The organism is Rhizobium sp. O111 (assembly GCF_055616315.1).
Genome location: NZ_JBSHXL010000001.1, coordinates 469,930 through 487,383, shown reverse-complemented (window position 1 = coordinate 487,383; position 17,454 = coordinate 469,930). Strand labels below are relative to the sequence as shown.

Here is a 17,454-nt window from a genome sequence, read left to right as displayed (position 1 = left end):
TTTATTTCCATCCCGTCAGGGGAAAGGGTAAAAATTTAGAGAACTGATCCGATTTCGATATCGGATCACGCTTTTTCGCGCTTGATCGCCTGCCAGCCGATGTCGCGGCGGCAGAAACCGTTGTCCCACTCCACCTTGTCGAGCAGCGCATAGGCGCGGGCCTGGGCCTCGCCGACCGTCTTGCCCGTCGCAGTGACGTTCAGAACGCGGCCGCCGGTGGCGACCAGCGCGCCATCCTTCAGCACTGTGCCGGCATGAAACACCTTGGCGCCCTCGCCCGCTTCGGGGATGGACTTGATCGGGGTGTTCTTGTCGTAGGAGCCGGGATAGCCCTTGGAGGCCATGACGACCGTCAGCGCCGGGTCATCGCTCCATTCGGCGGTCACCTTGTCCAGCGTGCCGGTGGCGGTCGCATAAAGGATCGGCAGGAGATCGCTCTTCAGGCGCATCATCAGCACCTGGCATTCGGGATCGCCGAAGCGGACGTTGTATTCGATCAGCTCCGGGCCCTTCTTGGTGATCATCAGGCCGGCGAAGAAGACGCCGGAGAAGGGATAGCCACTCTCGGCCATGCCGCGCATGGTGGGCTCGATGATCTCCTTCATCGTGCGCTCGACCATCTCAGGTGTCATGACGGGGGCCGGAGAATAGGCGCCCATGCCGCCGGTGTTCGGGCCGGTATCGCCCTCGCCCACCCGCTTGTGGTCCTGGGCGGTGGCGAGCGCCAGTGCGTGCTTGCCGTCGCTGAGGCAGAAGAAGCTTGCCTCTTCGCCATCGAGATAGGCCTCGACCACGACCTCGGCACCGGCAGCGCCAAACGCGCCTTCGAAGCAATCGTCGACGGCGGCAAGCGCCTCATCGATTGTCATCGCAACCGTCACGCCCTTGCCGGCTGCAAGACCATCGGCCTTGACGACGATCGGGGCGCCCTGCTCGCGGATATAGGCCTTGGCCTTGGGGGCGTTGTTGAAACGCTGGTAGGCGCCGGTCGGGATATCATAGCGGGCGCAGATATCCTTGGTGAAACCCTTGGAGCCCTCGAGCTGGGCGGCGGCGGCAGACGGACCGAAGACGGCGAAGCCCTCGGCGCGAAGGCGATCGGCAACGCCGGCCACCAGCGGCGCTTCCGGGCCGACGACGACGAAATCGATCGCGTTGTCCTTGCAGAAAGCAACGACTGCGTCGTTGTCCTCGGTGTTGACGGGGACGAGCGTCGCATGCTCGGCGATGCCTGGATTGCCGGGGGCGGCGTAGAGCTTGGTGAGTTCGGGCGATTGCGCCAGCTTCCAGGCCAATGCGTGCTCGCGTCCGCCCGATCCGATCAACAGAACCTTCATGCCCGTCCCTTTCCAGTTTGTGAGTGGCGGTTAAGGGGCTGGAGCGGAAAGGTCAAGCCTAAAGGCTACCAACCGCCGCCGCCACCACCGCCGCCGCCACCGCCGGAGAAACCACCACCCCCGCCGCCGGACGAGAAGCCGCCGCTGCCGCCGGAAAAGCCCGACGAGGTCGAGGTCACCGGCGCGGGGAGCGTCGAGGCGATGGTGGAGGCCATCGAGGAGGAGAAGCCGCCGATGCTGTCGCCGAAACTGCCGGAATGGGTCGGATACCACATGGGCGAATAGGCGGCCACCGCAGCTCCGGCTGCGGCAGCCGTCGCCAGCCAGGTCTGGAAAGCATCGCTCCAGGGTTTTTCGACACCGAGGGCGACCGCATAGGGCAGCAGCGTTTCGAAATGTTGCGGCGACATGGCGGGTGCGCCGGCCATGTTCATGCGGTCCTTTTCGGCAACCGTCAGGTAGCGGCGCAGGCCGTCGATGTGGTCCATCAGTCGGCTGCCGAGCGGCGTCGGCGCGCCCATCAGGAAGAAGAACACCACATTGATCATGACGATGCCGCCGACGGCGACGATGACGGGCCAGTGGTCGGCTGCTGTCAACTGTTCCACGGCGGCAGTGACGATGCCGGCGAGGATGGACAAAAGCGTGAAGCCGAAGAAGCCGCCGATGATCACGCCGCCGATCTTGCTGCGCAGCGATGCCCCCTTGCGGAAACTGAGGCCGAGGCGCGACGACAGGATGCCTAGGAACACCGCCGAGAAAACGGTGGCGGCGATGAAGCCGCCGAGATCGGCATCGATCTCGCCGAAGGCCAGAACGGCGATGATGAAGATGACGCTGAGGACAATGCCGCCGACCGTGTAGAGCGCATTCGAGTGATAATACTTGCCGCGATGTTCGCTCTCGATCGCCTGGCGGAACTTCTGGCCGGCGTCGCGCACCTTTTCGCCATTCGACTTGCTGATCGCAAAACTCTGGCCGAAGCGACCGACGAGGGAGAGGAAGGCGGCCTGGCCTGAAGGCAGGGCTTTCGGCAGCGGCTTGTCGGTTCGGGTGACCGTGATGCTGGAGCCGATATCGTCGAAGGTGACGTATCCCTTGACGGCGAGGTCAAGCGCGTTGGCCGAGAAGGCCGGCCAGCCGGCGCCGTTGAAGCCCTTGTTGTCGATATAGTTGACCAGCGCCGGCGACAGACCCTCGGGCGGGTCCCAGCGCGGCACGACGACACCTCGGGCCGGATCACGGCCTACCCTCACCCAGAAGAACACGTAATAGAGTGCGACGAGGAGAAGGCCGGCGACGGCGATGACATCGGCCATGTGGTCGCGCAGCCACCAGGCGCGAAGTTGCGCCGCCGATGGCTGGTCGATGACGCCCTTCGGCACGCCGGCGACGACGGTCAGGCCTTCGTTCTGCCCGAGCATGCGGGTGGTGGCGAAGATCGCCTGGTTGCCTTCGATGCGCGACGTGGCATTCGTGGCTCGCGAGCCAAACGGGCCGGTATAGGCGGCAAGCTTCGTCACCTCGCCCGATGGCATGGTGATGCGCGCCGAGGCCTGCTCGATGGCGAACTGCCAGCCGGTGCCGGTGACGTTCCAGTAGACCTCGTCATGGTCAGGGAAGTAGCGGATCATGCGATCGGCCTTGTAGGTCAAGACATAGGTGTGCTCGCCCTCAGGCACGATGGTGTCGCTGGAGCCGGCATAGATGCGGATGCCGCCATCGATGCTTTCGGTCTTATAGGGCTCAGGTTGCCCGTCACGGGTGACGGAGAGGAGATCGAAGCCGACGCGGATTGTGTGTCCCTCGCCATCCAGCATGGTGAGCGGGAAATCGCGGAAGATGCCGCGCTTGACCTTGAACCCCTCGGCAACGATCGAGATCGTCTCAGTCACGGTGAGGTCGCCGTCCTTGGCGACCTCGACTTCCGAATGGTAGGAAGTGATGCGTTCATTTGCGGCGGCAAGAGATGCCGCCAGCAGAAACATCAGAGCGGCAACGAGACCGGACAACCAACGCATCAAGACATTCTCCCCCTTGTCTTTTTGGATTGCCCGGCGAGATCGGCTGCCGGTTATTCGTCCTTAATCGCGACGCCGAGCGAGGACAGCACCTTCCAGTAATCCGGGAAGGTCTTGCCGACGCAATCCGGATCCAGAATGGTGATGCCGTCGATCTTCAGGCCGGCGAGCGCGAAGCTCATGGCGATGCGGTGATCGGCAAAGGTGTCGATATCAGCCGGCAGGTGCTGGCCAGCCAGCGCCGGGTCGGAAGAGACGATCAGGTCGTCGCCATCCTCGGTCGCAAGGCCTGCGCGGATGTTGTTGAGGCCGGTCGAGACGGCGTGGATGCGATCGCATTCCTTGACGCGCAGATTGGCGATGCCGACGAAGCGCACCGGCGTTTCGTTGAAGGCGGCGAGCACGGCGATGGTCGGCACCGCATCCTGCATCTGCGAGCCGTCGATTTCGGCGGGCAGATGCGGGAACTGCCTGATGACGTCGTAAGCTTTCGCGTCGGGCTGGGTGAAGTCCTCATTGGCAACGCCGAGGTCGATCGCGCCCTTGGTCAGCACTTCGGCGGCCCAGAGATAGGTGGCGGCGGAAGCGTCCGGCTCGATGACGAAATCGGTGGCGGTGTAGCCGGTCGGCTCGATGACCCAGGAGGACGGCGTCGGCTGGCTGACCTTGGCTCCGAAGGCGCGCATGACTGATAGCGTCAGGTCGATATAGCCGCGCGCGCCGATATCGGCACCGGCAAGCTCGATCGTGAACGGCTCGGAGCCGCAAGCGGCCGCCATCTGCAGGGCGGAGACATACTGGCTGGAGAGGCCGGCATCGATGACGACCTTGTTGTTCGCAAAACGGCCGTTGGCGTCGATCGTCACCGGCGGGCAGCCGGTCGGCGCTTCGATGGCCACGCCGAGCGACTTCAGGGCGTCGACCAGCGGCTTGATCGGGCGCTTGCGCATATGCTCGTCGCCATCGACCACATAACGGCCATGGCCGAGCGCCAGCGCTGCCGTCAGGAAGCGGGTGGCGGTGCCGGCATTGCCGAGGAAGAGCGGAGCTGCGGGCGCCTTGAGTTCGCCGGAGCTGGTGACGACTAAGGTCGTCGCGTCGGGCTCATCCACGGTCACGCCCATGGCGCGCAAAGCTTCGGCCATATAGCGCGTGTCGTCGCTCTTCAGCGCGCCGGTCAGCCGGCTGGTGCCCTTGGCGAGACCGGCCAGAAGCAGCGCGCGATTGGTGATCGACTTCGAGCCGGGAGGCACGGCGCGGCCGGACAGCGGCTTGGCCGCCGGGATGATGGTGAGCTTGTCTTTACTCATGGGCTTGTCTTCACTCATTACGTCTTTTCCGCTGGCCCTATCCGGCCGCGATCTTGCCCTGCTCATAGCAGTTTTTCAGCAAAGGCAAATGCCTGTTGTCAGAACTCTGAAGTCAGAACTTTAAGCTCGGGACGGCGCGATCGGCCTCGTTGGTGATCTCGAAATACTCGCGTTTGGTGAAACCGAACTGGTTGGCGACGAGGTTCGAGGGGAAGCTTTCGACCTTGACGTTGAGATCGCGGGCGGAGCCGTTGTAATAGCGGCGTGCCATCTGGATCTCGCTTTCCATGGTTTCGAGCGAGGTCTGCAGCTCGCGGAAATTCTCGTTGGCCTTCAAATCTGGATAGGCTTCGGCGAGCGCCATGACGCGACCGAGCGCTGCACCGAGCAGGCCTTCCGCCTGCGCACGGCCGGCGACATCGCCTGCCGGAACGGTCTGCGCCTGGTTGCGGAGCTTGACGACCTCTTCGAGCGTCGTCTTTTCGTGGGTGGCGTAGCCCTTCACCGTTTCGATCAGGTTAGGGATCAGATCGGCGCGGCGTTTCAGCTGCACATCGATGCCGGACCAAGCCTCCTCGGCCATCTGCCGGGCGCGCACGAGGCCGTTGTAGACAAAGACCGCATAGAGCGCGATCAGGACGATGAGGCCTAGAATAATATACATCGCGAATCCCCCGTTACGACGTCAAGTCGGCCGGGAGACTATGCGGCTTGGCGGCGCTTGTCATCTCCCGCCTTTCTTATCTGGCGCATCCCAAGATCTCGCGATACCGCGGCGGCCGGATAGGGCCTATCTTGACCATGGATCGGCCGACGGCGGCGGGATCCAAACAAGGTCACGAGGATCAATCAGCCATGAGCGCAGCCATCTTCCTGCTCAACATGCTTGCCATCGCTTCGTTCTTCATGCTCAAGGGCGCGCCGCGTCCGGCAGCGCGCACCGTAGAGGTGAAGGCAGACAGGCGCTATTGAGCGCTCAGGCAGCCTTGCCGGCGAGATTGACGCCACCAGCGTCGGTCAGCAGGAAGGCTTCGCCGCAGGCCTTGGCGAGCGTGCGCACGCGAAGGATATAGCTCTGGCGCTCGGTGACCGAGATCACGCCGCGCGCATCCAGCAGGTTGAAGACGTGGCTGGCCTTGATGCACTGGTCGTAAGCCGGGAAGACGCACTTGTGCAGCTTCTGGTTATCGCTATCTCCAGGCGCGCCGGCGGCGAGCAGCGCCTGGCATTCCTTCTCGGCATCGATGAAGTGGCGATGCAGCATCTCGGTGTTGGCGAATTCGAAGTTGTGGCGCGAATATTCCTGCTCTGCCTGCAGGAAGACATCGCCATAGCTGATCTTCTCGTCGCCTTCGCGGCCGTTGAAGTTCAGGTCGTAGACGTTGTCGACGCCCTGGACATACATGGCGAGGCGCTCGAGGCCGTAAGTCAGCTCGCCCGCGACCGGTGAGCATTCGAGGCCGCAGACCTGCTGGAAATAGGTGAACTGCGAGACTTCCATGCCGTCGCACCAGCACTCCCAGCCGAGCCCCCAGGCGCCGAGCGTCGGGCTTTCCCAATCGTCCTCGACGAAGCGGACGTCGTGCAGCAGCGGATCAAGCCCGATCGCGGCGAGCGAGCCGAGATAAAGCTCCTGCAGGTTCGGCGGGTTCGGCTTCAGGATGACCTGGTACTGGTAGTAATGCTGCAGACGGTTCGGGTTTTCGCCGTAGCGACCGTCGGACGGGCGGCGCGAGGGCTGCACGTAGGCGGCCTTCCAGGGCTTGGGGCCAAGCGCGCGCAGCGTGGTCGCCGGATGGAACGTGCCGGCGCCGACTTCCATGTCGTAAGGCTGCAGCACCGCGCAACCCTTGTCCGCCCAGTAGCTGTGCAGCGTCAGGATCAGCGCCTGAAACGAGCGCTTCGGGTTCATGTGGTCGGGGATGCTGGGTGCAGACATGAGGTTAGTCGCCATTCAATTGGATCGGTGGGCGACAGGTGCCACGAGCGGCGATGGGGGTCAAGGGTTTCGCATTCCGATCTGTTCCCCACAGTTTGCAGGGAGGACAAGCGGTGCCGGTTGCCTTATAGTGAGCACAGACCTTGCCTTGGAGACGATTATGAACGCCAAGAACGCCGTGATGCTATCGGATGAGGATCTTCGCTATGCTGAAGAGCTCGTCGAGGACGGGCGGTTTCCGAGCGTGTCCGACGTGGTCAAAGCCGGGCTTACGCGGATGCGGATGTTTGAGCAGGCTTCAAACGATCCGCTGGCCGGAATGGCGGACGAAATTAGGCGGCGCGCGGAATTGCCCGAGGATCAGCGCATTCCTTGGGATGGCAAAGCCATGGCAGAAAGACTGAACGAAAGGCTGGCTCGAAAATTCAAGGAAGAGGCGCCGGATGCCCTACACGATCACGCAGCATCCGCTCGTCGAAGCCGATCTGTATCAGATCGCTGAACTCATTTCGGACTTCGCCGGGCTGCGGATCGGCCAAAGCAAAATAAACGAAATAACAGCGTTCATCGACCGCCTAACCGATTTTCCTCATATCGGCTCCATCCGAAGCGACCTCTATCCCGGGCTGCGCGCCATTCCGGCCTCGGAAAAGGCAGTCGTCTGCTTCACCGTCGACGACGAAGCCCAATCCGTCTTCGTTCTCTGCATTAGCTATGGCCGAGCGGATTGGCAGGCGCGGGTTCGTGAACGCAGCTGATCAAGCCCCCCCCTCACTCATCATCCTTCTTCAAATGATACTCGCCCGTCACCGGGTCCTTCACCAGCGTACCGATCGCTCCGGTCTGCTGCTCCCTCTGGGCGCGGCGGGATTTTTCCTGCAGGCGCTTGGCTTCGGCCACGAAGCGGCGGTAGAGGAGCCAGGCGCCCAGGACGAGCACACCCATGATCAAAAGCTGCGGCATGTCGTCTGTCTTCAACCCCTCGTTATTTTAACGCAATTGCTTCATAGCCCGTATCGGCTCCACAATGCCTTGTCTTCGGCGGTCTCGACAAGACCGGCCGCGAAGCCGGAGGCGGCTCCTTCGAGCGATGATGATATGCCGGGAATGCGGCGTCCGAAAAGCCCCCTTGCAGGGGTTACGAGTTCCAGCTTGGTTTTCGAGCCGTAGCGTTTCTTCAATTCCTGGCGCATGTCGCCGAGACCGTCGATGAGGCCGAGTTCCAGGCCGCGCGTGCCGGTCCAGAAAAGGCCGGAGAACACCGTCTCGTCATCCCTCAACTTGCCGGCGCGGCGTTCGCGCACCATGGCGATAAAGACCTGGTGGATCTCCAGCTGCAGGGTCTTAAGATATTCGATGTCCTTTTCCTTCTCCGGCTGGAAGGGGTCGAGGATCACCTTGTTTTCGCCGGCGGTATAGACGCGGCGCTCGACGCCGATCTTCTTCAATAGCTCGGGGAAGCCGAAGCCCCCGGAGACGACGCCGATCGAGCCGACGATCGAGGTCGGGTCGGCGATGATCTCGTCGCCCGCAAGCGCGATCATGTAGCCGCCAGAGGCTGCCACATCCTCGACGAAGACGATGACCTTCTTCTGCTTTTCGCGCGCCAACTCGCGGATGCGGGTGAAGATCAACCGCGACTGAACGGGCGAGCCGCCGGGGGAATTGATTGAGATGGCGACGGCCGGCGCGTCCTTGAAGCTGAAGGCCTTTTCCAGCACCTGCGCGGTCGAGGCAAGGTTCAGCGCCGGGCGGAACTGGCTGCCGCCGGTCATAACCGCGCCTTGGAGCCTGACAACCGGGATCACGATGCCCTCCTTGCGGAAGCGCTTCGGCATCAGTTTTCTCAAAAATCCGGCCATTCCCATTCCTTCGTATAGGCTGCGTGAAACGTCTCTCCCATGTATGCGTCGCAGCGGCAAACACAATGGGCGAGACGCAAAACAACCGCGCGCCAAGTTTCTTGTTGCGAATGACTTGCATTATCATTCTAATCAGCCATATTGCTCTTATTGATAGAACAGGCGGATGCTGCATGGACATTATGACACCCAAGGCCAAGACGGGCTGGCGCCACGAGCGCGAGGAGGCGTCGATGGCCGATGTCCACCGTACCATCGGAACGCAGAAGCACGCCTCGCGCTGGCGCCGCGCCATCGCTTTCGTCGGCCCCGGATATCTGGTGGCCGTCGGCTACATGGACCCCGGCAACTGGTCGACCTCGCTCGCCGGCGGCTCGAAGTTCGGCTATACGCTGCTGACGGTGGCACTGCTCTCCAACCTGATGGCGATCGTGCTGCAATCGCTCTGCGCGCGCTTGGCCATCGGCTCCGGCCGCGATCTGGCGCAGGCCTGCCGCGATGCCTTCCCGCGCTGGGTATCGATCCCGCTCTGGCTGTTCGCCGAAATCGCGATCATCGCCACCGATATCGCCGAGGTGATCGGCACGGCGATCGGCCTCAACCTGCTGTTCGGCATTCCGCTCGAACTCGGCGTGCTCATCACCGCGCTCGACGTCTTCCTCATCCTCTATCTGCAGAAGATCGGATTCCGCTGGGTCGAAGCCTTCGTAATCGCGCTGCTCGGGATCATCACCGTCTGCTTCGGCGTGCAGATCTTCATGGCCGATCCGCAGTGGGGCGATGTGATCCGCGGCTTCTTCCCGACCACGGAGATCGTCTCCAATCCGGAGATGCTCTATCTGGCGCTCGGCATTCTCGGCGCCACGGTCATGCCGCATAATCTCTACCTGCATTCCGGCATCGTGCAGACCCGCGACTACGGCCACAGCCTGCCGGAAAAGCGCGAGGCGCTGACCTATGCGACGATCGATTCCACCGTGGCGCTTTGCTTCGCGCTTCTGATCAATGCCTCGATCCTGATCCTCGCCGCCGCGGCCTTCCATGCCAATGGACGCACCGATGTCGCCGAACTCGGCGAAGCCTCCTCGCTGCTGGCTCCGCTGCTCGGGCTTGCGCTGGCGCCGACGCTCTTCGGCATCGCGCTTCTGTGCTGCGGCCTGAACTCGACGGTGACGGCCACCATGGCCGGGCAGATCATCATGGAAGGGTTTCTGAAGATCAGGCTGCAGCCCTGGATCCGGCGATTGATCACCCGCGCCATCGCCATCGTGCCAGCCGGTTTCGTGACCATCTGGTATGGCGACGCGGGCACCGCCGAGCTCTTGATCCTGACGCAGGTCGTGCTCAGCCTGCAGCTTTCCTTCGCGGTCTTCCCGCTGGTGATGTTCACCGCCAACAAGGCGAAGATGGGTGACCTCGTGGCACCGCGCTGGCTGTCTGCCATCGCCTACACGATCGCCATCATCATCGCCGGGCTGAACATCAAGCTGCTGTTCGACTTCGTGATCGGCTAACGCCTGGAGTACGCCGCGCGGCCGTTGTTGAGGTCGTCGACGAAGGGGGAGAACTTGTGGCTCCCCTCCTGATGCATAATCAGCGGCGCGCGCAGCGACAGCCGGGCGCGTGAGCCCTTGATCGCGGTCACCAGGATGCGAACGGCGTTTTCGCCCTCGCGTGGATGGATAGCCGTGATCTCGATGCCGCCGAAGCGACGACCGCAGGCGTCGATGATCTCGGCGATCGATTCCGGGCGGGCGATGAGCGACAGCTGGCCGCCGGGGATCATGATGGCGCCGGCCGTGCGCAGCCAGCTTTCGAACAGGTCCGCCGTCATCGCGTGCGCCTCGGCCTTCAGCGCGTCCGGCGTCTTTCGGTCGCCGGGATCGTTGAAGGGCGGATTGAGGATGACGTGATGGAAGCTCTCGTCGATGAGGCCGGCATCGTTGCGCGCCTTGGCCTTCAGCGTCACATCCGCTTCGATCACCGTGACACGGCCCGCCATGTGGGCGTTTTCCTCAAGATCGAGACTGCGGCGGGCATAGCCTACCATCTCGGCGGAGCGCTCGAAGAGCACGACCTCGGCCTTCGACAGCCGCGAGGCGACGGCAAGACCGGCCGCACCGGCGCCGGCGCCGAGGTCGGCGACCTTTACCGCTCTCTCATCATCCACCAATGCAGCAAGCAGCATGGCGTCCATGCCGGAGCGATGCCCCCTGCCCTTCGGCTGGAGAATGTGAAAGGCGCCGCGATGGAAGGCGTCTATGGTCTCGGTTACTGGCTGATCGGGCGTGGGCTCGCGGGTCACGGTGTCGCTCACTTCTGCTCACGCAATTCGTCGCCGAGACCGGCGTCAATGAGGATGCGGCGGGCGCGGTCGGCCTGGTCGTCCTCGACCAGCAGACGGCGCGGCAGCATGCCGAGCGAGCCTTCCAATATGCTCATGCCCTGATCGGCGATGAAGCAATGGATACCGGCATCCTTCATCAGGCTTTCAGCGAAGGAGAGCAGCACGGGATCGTTGGCGCGGATAAGTTCATGCATTTACCGTGAAATCCCTTTCAATTTTCCGCGACGTGGCAATTTCGCCTCTTGCCGCTCAAGCCGCCCCTTTCTATTGTCAAATCCAATGAGTGAACAGGAGTCCGGGTCGTTGGGCGTGGTCATACCGCTTGAAGAAAGCAAAAACAAACTGGCATCCGTCAAGCCTTTGGTGGATCTAACCAAGGCGGACATGGAGCGGGTCAACCAGTTGATCCTTTCTAAGGCCGGTTCAGACGTGCAGATGATCCCCGAAGTGGCGAACCATCTGATCTCGTCCGGCGGGAAGCGCCTGCGCCCGATGCTGACGCTCGCCTCCTCCGCGCTCTATGGCTACCAGGGCGAAAACCACATCAAGCTCGCGACCGCGGTCGAGTTCATGCACACGGCGACGCTTCTGCACGACGATGTCGTCGATGAAAGCGACCTGCGCCGTGGCAAGTCCACCGCCCGCATGATCTGGGGCAACCAGGCGAGCGTGCTGGTCGGCGACTTCCTGCTCGGCCAGGCCTTCCGCATGATGGTCGATGTCGGCTCGCTCGATGCGCTCGACGTTCTCTCGTCCGCCGCCTGCGTGATCGCCGAAGGCGAAGTGCTGCAGCTTTCCGTCGCCAAGAACATGGAAACCACCGAGGATGATTATCTCTCGGTCATCCGTGCCAAGACAGCGGCGCTGTTTGCGGCTGCCGCCGAAGTCGGCCCGATCGTGGCGGATGCCGGCAAGGCCGGACGCAACGCGATGAAGTCCTACGGCATGAACCTTGGCCTCGCCTTCCAGCTGGTCGACGACGTGCTCGATTACGGCGGCAAGGCTGCCGATCTCGGCAAGAATGTCGGCGACGACTTTCGCGAAGGCAAGATCACGCTTCCCGTCATCCTCGCCTATCGGCGCGGCACCGAGGAAGAACGCGCCTTCTGGCGCAAGGCGATCGAGGGTGGCGAAAGCAACGATCAGAACCTCGAAAAGGCACTTGGCCTGATCACCAAGTACGGAACGCTGAACGATACCATTGGTCGGGCGGTCCATTATGGCACGATTGCACGCGATGCTCTCGCGCCGCTTCCCGATACGGCATGGAAATCCGCACTGATGGAAGTCATCGACTTCTGCATCGAGCGCGTCAATTAACCGACGATCATTGGTCCAAGGCTGATTTTCTTGCGGGGTCGCTTCAAAAAAGCCATCCTGTCGTGAATCAGTCTTCTCAACTGATTTTGCAGTCGACGCTGGTGGGCTGCTCTCACGAAAGGTTTTCTAATGCGGCGGAAATTTGCCATACGTCTTCTTTCGAGCGCGTCGCTTGCGGCAGTTCTGTCGCTGAGCGTGCTCGGCGGCGCCAATGCCGAAGACGCGGCCAAGAAGGACGACGCCAGCGCGACCGTGATCTTCGATCCCGATAGCGTCAACACCTTCTCCGGCGCATTGCTTGCCGCCCGCACCGCCGATGTCGACCACGATTACGAAACGGCGATCGAGCTCTACAAGAAGGCGTTGCAGATCGAGCCCGGCAATCCGGAGATCCGCCAGCGCCTGATGATCTCGCTGCTGCTCAATGGCGACATCAAGGACAGTGTGCGCTACGCCAACGAACTGAAGAACGATCCGAGCATCGAGCGCCTCTCGACCATCGTGCGCGGCGCCGACGCGATCCGCCGCGGCGAATACAAGACCGCCGAGAGCGCGCTGAAGACCACCGGCCCGACCGATCTCGACCGTGTCATGAACGACCTGATGGCCGCCTGGGCGCGACTGGGCGCCGGCAAGGGCAAGGATGCGCTGGCGCAGGTAGAGAAGCTGAAGGGGCCGGAATGGCTCGCCATCTTCCAGAATTACAATGCCGGCGCGATCGCCATCGTCAACGGCGACGTGCGCTCTGCGCGCAAGCACCTGAACGACGCCGTGCTCGACAAGGATGGTGCGGCCACCGCCCCCGATACCTTCATGCGCGCCATCATGGCGCTCGCTCGCCTCGAAGCGACGCAGGGCAACAAGCAGAAGGCGCTCGACACGGTTTCGGTCGGCGACAACCTGCTGCCCAACTACGCGCCGCTCAACGCGCTGCGCCAGAGCATCACCAATGACGAAAAGCAGGTGCAGCAGATCACGAACGCCAAGCAGGGTGCGGCCGGCGTTCTGTTCTCCTTTGCCGGCGCGCTGAACCGCGACGGCGCCGAGGATATCGTCTCGCTCTACCTGCAGATCGCCCGCGCGCTCGACCCTGATAGCGCCGACGCGCTGGTCATGCTCGGCGGCATCGCCGAGAAGCAGAGCCAGCTGGACCGCGCCATCGCGCTCTACAAGGAAGTGCCCGACAATTCGCCGATGAGCCGCATCTCCGAGCTGCAGCTCGGTCTGGCGCTGGCCGAAGGCGGCAAGGTCGAGGAAGCCCGTGCGCATCTGCAGGGGCTGATCCAATCGGATCCGAAGGATATTCGCAGCTACCTCGCCTATGGCAGCGTTCTCTCCGACGCCAAGGACTACAAGGCGATGGCCGAGAACTACGACAAGGCTGTAGAGGTTATCGGACCGCTGCCGGGCAAGAACACCTGGACAGTGTTCTTCCAGCGCGGCATCGCCTATGAGCGGCTGAAGCAGTGGGACAAGGCCGAGCCGAGCTTCCGCAAGGCGCTGGACCTCAACCCGAACCAGCCGCAGGTCTTGAACTATCTCGGCTACTCCTGGATCGACATGAACCGGAACCTCGACGAGGGTCTGGAGATGATCAAGAAGGCCGTCGATCTGCGGCCCGACGATGGCTACATCATCGATTCGCTCGGCTGGGCCTATTTCCGCCTCGGCAAGTTCGACGACGCGACCGAGGAACTGGAGCGCGCCGCACAGATCAAGGCCGGCGACGCAACAATAAACGATCATCTGGGCGACGCCTACTGGCGCGTCGGGCGCAAGCTCGAAGCCGTCTACCAGTGGAACCGGGCACTGGGCTCGGAACCCGAGGCGGCCGAGATCCCGAAGATCAAGGACAAGATCGCCAACGGCCTGCCTGCCGTGACCGACGACGCCAAGACCGTCGACAAGAAGATGCCCGATCCGGCCCCTGTCGACCCGAAGCCGGCCGACAAGAAGACCTGATCATCCATGGCTGACACCGGCTTCGGCTTCGCCGACGGCGTTGCGATCAGCGAGGATGCCTTTGCCAAGATCAATCTGGCCCTGCATGTGACGGGCCAGAGAGACGACGGCTATCATCTGCTCGAAATGCTGGTGACGTTCACGCGGGCGGGCGACCGGCTGGACTTCGCACCAGCGGATGCCGACGAGTTTCATATCTCCGGACGCTTCGGCGACGCGCTTGCGGGCGATGGCGGTACCAATCTGGTGCTGAAGGCGCGCGATGCGTTGCGTCTTGCCGTCCTCGACGTTGGCGGGACCGCGCCACCCGTAAAGATCCACCTGTACAAAGATTTGCCGATTGCCTCAGGCATCGGCGGCGGCTCGGCGGATGCGGCGGCGGCGCTGCGTGGGCTGATGCGGTTGTGGGGTACTCCCCTGCCCGCCGCGACCATCGACGCCATCGCCATCAAGCTCGGCGCCGATGTGCCGATGTGTCTTGCGAGCCGGCCGCTGATCGCGCGCGGTATCGGCGAGCGGATCGAGACGGTGCGCGACCTGCCGGTTTTTCCCATGGTGCTCGCCAATCCGCTGAAGGGCGTTTCGACGCCCGAGGTGTTCCGCAAGCTGGCGACCAAGACGAACGGCGCGCTTGCGGTAGCACCCGGTCTCCCCTGGCTGGACGCGTTGCGCGCCATGCGCAACGATCTCGAACCGCCGGCGCGTGCGCTGCTGCCCGAGATCGCCGAAATCGCCGATATGCTCCGCGACCAAGGCGCGCTATTCGTGCGGATGTCAGGATCGGGCGCGACGTGCTTCGGCATATTCGCAAGCATGGACGAGGCAGAGGCTGCGGCGCGTGCGCTTCACGGCAAGCGGCCGGACTGGTATTTCGAGGCAACCGAAACATTGGCGGGAGATGATGATGACAGGCGTTGACGACACGCGTCCGTTTATTCCGGTGGGATTTGCCGTGCTGACTGTATCAGACACGCGCACAGCTGCAGACGACCGCTCAGGCGATACGCTGGCGGCCCGGATTTCGGAGGCGGGACACCGCCTCATCGCGCGCGCCATCGCGCCCGACGACAGGCAGGCGATCGCCGCGCAGGTGCAGGCCTGGACCGCGCAAGCCGATGTCGACGTGATCATCACCACCGGCGGAACCGGCTTTACCGGGCGCGACGTGACGCCCGAGACGCTGGAGCCGCTGTTCGACAAGCGCATGGACGGCTTTTCGGCTGTCTTCCACCGTATCTCGCAGGACAAGATCGGTACATCCACCGTGCAGTCGCGCGCGACGGCGGGGCTGATCGGCACCACCTTCGTCTTCGTGCTGCCGGGATCGCCCGGCGCCTGCAAGGACGCGTGGGACGGCATCTTGAAGGCGCAGTTCGATTATCGCCACATGCCGTGCAACTTCGTGGAAATCATGCCCAGGCTCGACGAGCACCTGAAGCGCGGCGCTTGATTCCTAGCTCCGCGCCGAACGCGCCACCCAGGACGGGATGAGCTCGGCCGATAGCTTGCGCAGCTTCTGTCCCTTGACGAATTCGGCAAGCTGCATGCCGCTGCGCGCCGTCGCCAGCGCATGTTTTTTCGGCAGCAACAGGCCAAGCTCGAGCGGCGCCAGGCGGCGCAGGCGCTGATAGAAAGGCCGGCGATAACCGCGCGAGGCGGTGAAACGGGCGGGCAGCTTGTTCAGCGCCACATATTCGGCGATCTCGTCGATCCAGCCGCTCTGCGGGCGGGCGCCGGGCTCAACGAATAGCAGCCATTCGCCGCGCGCCGAGCGCAGTATGTCCTTGATATCCCAATGCTGATGGAAGCGGCAGCCGGCAGCGTCCGCGACCTTGGACGAGCCATCGCGCGAGCCGTGGTCGAGCACCACCACATCGCTCACCAGCCCCTCCACGGCACCAGCAACCAACACCGATAATGTCTGCGCCAGCTCAGGTTCCTGATCCCGGCATTCCAATACGACAGTCAACATTGCTCATTTATAGTGCGACGCACAAAACATTACCAGCGACAGTTTTCCAATTTTGTTCTTGCATTGTTCTCATTTCAGCGATAGGAATTTAATCACCAGAACGGATGGGGACACCTAGTCTTCCATCGACGGAGAAACCCGATGAACGAACAGTCCCTTGCAGGGCAGGCCGCATTCGCGCCTGCCAATACGGCGGATATTGCCGACGCGATGATCGTTTCTTCCGGCCTCAGGATCGAGGTCGACCGCCGGCGTGGCCGCGGTGCGGGGCTGAACCCGAGCGGGCGCTTCGAGCCGCAGAGCCGCGAGGGCTTTGACGATGGCTGGCAGACGCTTGAGGAGTTGCCGCCGTTCAAGACCGAGGTGCAGATCGAAAAGCCGCGTACGGCGATCACCCGCAATGAATCGCCGGATATCCCCTTCGACCGTTCGATCAACCCTTATCGCGGCTGCGAGCATGGCTGCATCTATTGCTTCGCGCGCCCCACGCACGCCTATATGGGCCTGTCTGCGGGGCTTGATTTCGAAGCCAGGCTGTTTGCCAAGCCGGATGCGGCCAAGCTTCTGGAGCGCGAGCTCGCCAAGCCGGGTTACAAGCCGCGGGTGATCGCCATCGGCACCAACACCGACCCGTACCAGCCGATCGAGAAGGAATGGCGGATCATGCGGGATATCCTCGAGGTGCTGGAGCGGGCCAACCATCCTGTCTCGATCGTCACCAAGTCTGCGCTCATCCTGCGCGATCTCGATATCCTGCAGCGCATGGCGGAGAAAAACCTGGTGCGCGCCTCGCTGTCCGTGACGACGCTGGACCGCAAGCTGGCGCGGACGATGGAGCCGCGCGCATCGACCCCATCGAAGCGGCTCGATGCGTTGAAGGCGCTGAGCGACGCCGGCATCCGCACATCGGTGATGATGGCGCCGGTCATTCCGGCGCTGAACGATCACGAGATCGAGCGTGTGCTCGATGCGGCGCATGCCGCTGGCGCCACGGAAGCCGGGTATGTGATCCTGCGTTTGCCGCTAGAAGTGTCGCCGCTGTTTCGCGACTGGCTGCTGCAGCACTATCCCGACCGCTACCGACACGTCATGTCGCTGGTGCGCTCGATGCGCGGCGGCAAGGATTACGACGCCGATTTCAGTAAGCGCATGAAGGGCGCCGGTCCCTATGCCTGGCAGATCGCCCGGCGCTTCGAGATGGCCACGAAGCGGCTCGGCATGACCCGCCGCAGCATGCCGCTGCGCGACGACCTGTTCGTGCCGCCCAACGGCAGCGGCGTGCAGCTGTCGCTGCTCTAGTTTTGCAGCATGTCGTTGTCGCAAAACCGCTGCACACTTTTGCGCGACGTGCTCTGACATTCCCTTACGGACGGCTGACCCTGGC

General features: G+C 63.0%; 18 protein-coding genes. 8 read left to right on the top strand and 10 right to left on the bottom strand.

Annotation, left to right across the window (positions count from 1 at the left end; genetic code table 11):
• Positions 1-65: 65 nt before the first annotated feature.
• The 5 genes from purD to ACVTFQ_RS02410 all read right to left on the bottom strand — a co-directional run bounded on the left by purD (position 66) and on the right by ACVTFQ_RS02410 (position 6,607).
• Positions 66-1,337 carry a phosphoribosylamine--glycine ligase gene (gene purD, locus ACVTFQ_RS02430; protein ID WP_111561841.1) on the bottom strand — a complete coding sequence of 424 codons (1,272 nt, stop codon included), beginning with the start codon at positions 1,335-1,337 and terminating at the stop codon, positions 66-68.
• Between the two features lie 65 nt (positions 1,338-1,402).
• Positions 1,403-3,358, bottom strand: a complete 1,956-nt coding sequence (locus ACVTFQ_RS02425; protein ID WP_162746538.1) for a DUF2207 domain-containing protein — start codon at positions 3,356-3,358, stop codon at positions 1,403-1,405.
• A gap of 53 nt (positions 3,359-3,411) precedes the next feature.
• Positions 3,412-4,668 carry a 3-phosphoshikimate 1-carboxyvinyltransferase gene (locus ACVTFQ_RS02420; protein ID WP_112436988.1) on the bottom strand — a complete coding sequence of 419 codons (1,257 nt, stop codon included), beginning with the start codon at positions 4,666-4,668 and terminating at the stop codon, positions 3,412-3,414.
• A gap of 112 nt (positions 4,669-4,780) precedes the next feature.
• Positions 4,781-5,332 (bottom strand): LemA family protein, encoded by a 552-nt coding sequence (locus ACVTFQ_RS02415; protein WP_112436987.1) that lies wholly within the window; start codon positions 5,330-5,332, stop codon positions 4,781-4,783.
• 312 nt (positions 5,333-5,644) lie between these two features.
• A complete protein-coding gene (locus tag ACVTFQ_RS02410) occupies positions 5,645-6,607 on the bottom strand; it encodes a glycine--tRNA ligase subunit alpha (protein ID WP_111561837.1) in 963 nt (320 codons plus the stop codon).
• Between the two features lie 160 nt (positions 6,608-6,767).
• Here ACVTFQ_RS02410 and ACVTFQ_RS02405 point away from each other — a divergent pair, with 160 nt between their 5' ends.
• Positions 6,768-7,109, top strand: coding sequence for a hypothetical protein (locus tag ACVTFQ_RS02405; RefSeq protein ID WP_181459219.1), 342 nt, complete (start codon positions 6,768-6,770; stop codon positions 7,107-7,109).
• Positions 7,051-7,365: a type II toxin-antitoxin system RelE/ParE family toxin gene (locus tag ACVTFQ_RS02400; RefSeq protein WP_111561836.1), complete on the top strand. Its 315-nt coding sequence runs from the start codon at positions 7,051-7,053 to the stop codon at positions 7,363-7,365. The genes ACVTFQ_RS02405 and ACVTFQ_RS02400 overlap by 59 nt, the downstream gene beginning before the upstream one ends.
• A gap of 13 nt (positions 7,366-7,378) precedes the next feature.
• Here the strand turns inward: ACVTFQ_RS02400 and ACVTFQ_RS02395 are convergent, their stop codons facing one another.
• The gene (locus tag ACVTFQ_RS02395; RefSeq protein ID WP_018898632.1) at positions 7,379-7,570 is read right to left on the bottom strand and encodes a membrane protein; all 192 of its coding nucleotides are present in this window, start codon (positions 7,568-7,570) and stop codon (positions 7,379-7,381) included.
• A gap of 41 nt (positions 7,571-7,611) precedes the next feature.
• Positions 7,612-8,469, bottom strand: coding sequence for a S49 family peptidase (locus tag ACVTFQ_RS02390; RefSeq protein WP_111561835.1), 858 nt, complete (start codon positions 8,467-8,469; stop codon positions 7,612-7,614).
• Positions 8,470-8,642: 173 nt separating this feature from the next.
• On the opposite strand from ACVTFQ_RS02390, the gene ACVTFQ_RS02385 reads away from it, so the two are divergent.
• Positions 8,643-9,983, top strand: a complete 1,341-nt coding sequence (locus ACVTFQ_RS02385; RefSeq protein ID WP_111561834.1) for an Nramp family divalent metal transporter — start codon at positions 8,643-8,645, stop codon at positions 9,981-9,983.
• On the opposite strand, the gene ACVTFQ_RS02380 is transcribed toward ACVTFQ_RS02385, so the two are convergent.
• Positions 9,980-10,786, bottom strand: a complete 807-nt coding sequence (locus ACVTFQ_RS02380; RefSeq protein ID WP_181459218.1) for a tRNA1(Val) (adenine(37)-N6)-methyltransferase — start codon at positions 10,784-10,786, stop codon at positions 9,980-9,982. The two genes, ACVTFQ_RS02385 and ACVTFQ_RS02380, sit on opposite strands and share 4 nt — an antisense overlap.
• Positions 10,783-11,010 (bottom strand): putative signal transducing protein, encoded by a 228-nt coding sequence (locus ACVTFQ_RS02375; protein ID WP_018898628.1) that lies wholly within the window; start codon positions 11,008-11,010, stop codon positions 10,783-10,785. Before ACVTFQ_RS02375 ends, ACVTFQ_RS02380 begins: the two co-directional genes overlap by 4 nt.
• 109 nt (positions 11,011-11,119) lie before the next feature.
• Here ACVTFQ_RS02375 and ACVTFQ_RS02370 point away from each other — a divergent pair, with 109 nt between their 5' ends.
• From ACVTFQ_RS02370 to moaB, 4 genes are all read left to right on the top strand, one after another.
• Entirely contained in the window at positions 11,120-12,136 is a 1,017-nt protein-coding gene (locus tag ACVTFQ_RS02370) for a polyprenyl synthetase family protein (protein WP_018898627.1), read from the top strand.
• 129 nt (positions 12,137-12,265) lie between these two features.
• Positions 12,266-14,098 carry a tetratricopeptide repeat protein gene (locus ACVTFQ_RS02365; protein WP_111561833.1) on the top strand — a complete coding sequence of 611 codons (1,833 nt, stop codon included), beginning with the start codon at positions 12,266-12,268 and terminating at the stop codon, positions 14,096-14,098.
• Between the two features lie 6 nt (positions 14,099-14,104).
• The gene (locus tag ACVTFQ_RS02360; RefSeq protein WP_111561832.1) at positions 14,105-15,016 is read left to right on the top strand and encodes a 4-(cytidine 5'-diphospho)-2-C-methyl-D-erythritol kinase; all 912 of its coding nucleotides are present in this window, start codon (positions 14,105-14,107) and stop codon (positions 15,014-15,016) included.
• The gene (gene moaB / locus ACVTFQ_RS02355; protein WP_047508070.1) at positions 15,003-15,548 is read left to right on the top strand and encodes a molybdenum cofactor biosynthesis protein B; all 546 of its coding nucleotides are present in this window, start codon (positions 15,003-15,005) and stop codon (positions 15,546-15,548) included. Before ACVTFQ_RS02360 ends, moaB begins: the two co-directional genes overlap by 14 nt.
• Before the next feature lie 3 nt (positions 15,549-15,551).
• Here moaB and ACVTFQ_RS02350 read toward each other — a convergent pair whose 3' ends face one another.
• Positions 15,552-16,070, bottom strand: coding sequence for a glycosyl transferase (locus ACVTFQ_RS02350; RefSeq protein WP_111561831.1), 519 nt, complete (start codon positions 16,068-16,070; stop codon positions 15,552-15,554).
• A 141-nt stretch (positions 16,071-16,211) separates the two neighbouring features.
• Here ACVTFQ_RS02350 and ACVTFQ_RS02345 point away from each other — a divergent pair, with 141 nt between their 5' ends.
• Positions 16,212-17,369 (top strand): PA0069 family radical SAM protein, encoded by a 1,158-nt coding sequence (locus ACVTFQ_RS02345; RefSeq protein WP_018898622.1) that lies wholly within the window; start codon positions 16,212-16,214, stop codon positions 17,367-17,369.
• Positions 17,370-17,454: the final 85 nt, after the last annotated feature.

Bases quoted from the DNA above. Each gene is read 5' to 3' on its own strand.
- purD (WP_111561841.1), bottom strand. From the start codon at position 1,337: ATGAAGGTTCTGTTGATCGGATCGGGCGGACGCGAGCACGCATTGGCC.
- ACVTFQ_RS02425 (WP_162746538.1), bottom strand. From the start codon at position 3,358: ATGCGTTGGTTGTCCGGTCTCGTTGCCGCTCTGATGTTTCTGCTGGCG.
- ACVTFQ_RS02420 (WP_112436988.1), bottom strand. From the start codon at position 4,668: ATGAGTAAAGACAAGCTCACCATCATCCCGGCGGCCAAGCCGCTGTCC.
- ACVTFQ_RS02415 (WP_112436987.1), bottom strand. From the start codon at position 5,332: ATGTATATTATTCTAGGCCTCATCGTCCTGATCGCGCTCTATGCGGTC.
- ACVTFQ_RS02410 (WP_111561837.1), bottom strand. From the start codon at position 6,607: ATGTCTGCACCCAGCATCCCCGACCACATGAACCCGAAGCGCTCGTTT.
- ACVTFQ_RS02405 (WP_181459219.1), top strand. From the start codon at position 6,768: ATGAACGCCAAGAACGCCGTGATGCTATCGGATGAGGATCTTCGCTAT.
- ACVTFQ_RS02400 (WP_111561836.1), top strand. From the start codon at position 7,051: ATGCCCTACACGATCACGCAGCATCCGCTCGTCGAAGCCGATCTGTAT.
- ACVTFQ_RS02395 (WP_018898632.1), bottom strand. From the start codon at position 7,570: ATGCCGCAGCTTTTGATCATGGGTGTGCTCGTCCTGGGCGCCTGGCTC.
- ACVTFQ_RS02390 (WP_111561835.1), bottom strand. From the start codon at position 8,469: ATGGCCGGATTTTTGAGAAAACTGATGCCGAAGCGCTTCCGCAAGGAG.
- ACVTFQ_RS02385 (WP_111561834.1), top strand. From the start codon at position 8,643: ATGGACATTATGACACCCAAGGCCAAGACGGGCTGGCGCCACGAGCGC.
- ACVTFQ_RS02375 (WP_018898628.1), bottom strand. From the start codon at position 11,010: ATGCATGAACTTATCCGCGCCAACGATCCCGTGCTGCTCTCCTTCGCT.
- ACVTFQ_RS02365 (WP_111561833.1), top strand. From the start codon at position 12,266: ATGCGGCGGAAATTTGCCATACGTCTTCTTTCGAGCGCGTCGCTTGCG.
- ACVTFQ_RS02360 (WP_111561832.1), top strand. From the start codon at position 14,105: ATGGCTGACACCGGCTTCGGCTTCGCCGACGGCGTTGCGATCAGCGAG.
- moaB (WP_047508070.1), top strand. From the start codon at position 15,003: ATGACAGGCGTTGACGACACGCGTCCGTTTATTCCGGTGGGATTTGCC.
- ACVTFQ_RS02350 (WP_111561831.1), bottom strand. From the start codon at position 16,070: ATGTTGACTGTCGTATTGGAATGCCGGGATCAGGAACCTGAGCTGGCG.
- ACVTFQ_RS02345 (WP_018898622.1), top strand. From the start codon at position 16,212: ATGAACGAACAGTCCCTTGCAGGGCAGGCCGCATTCGCGCCTGCCAAT.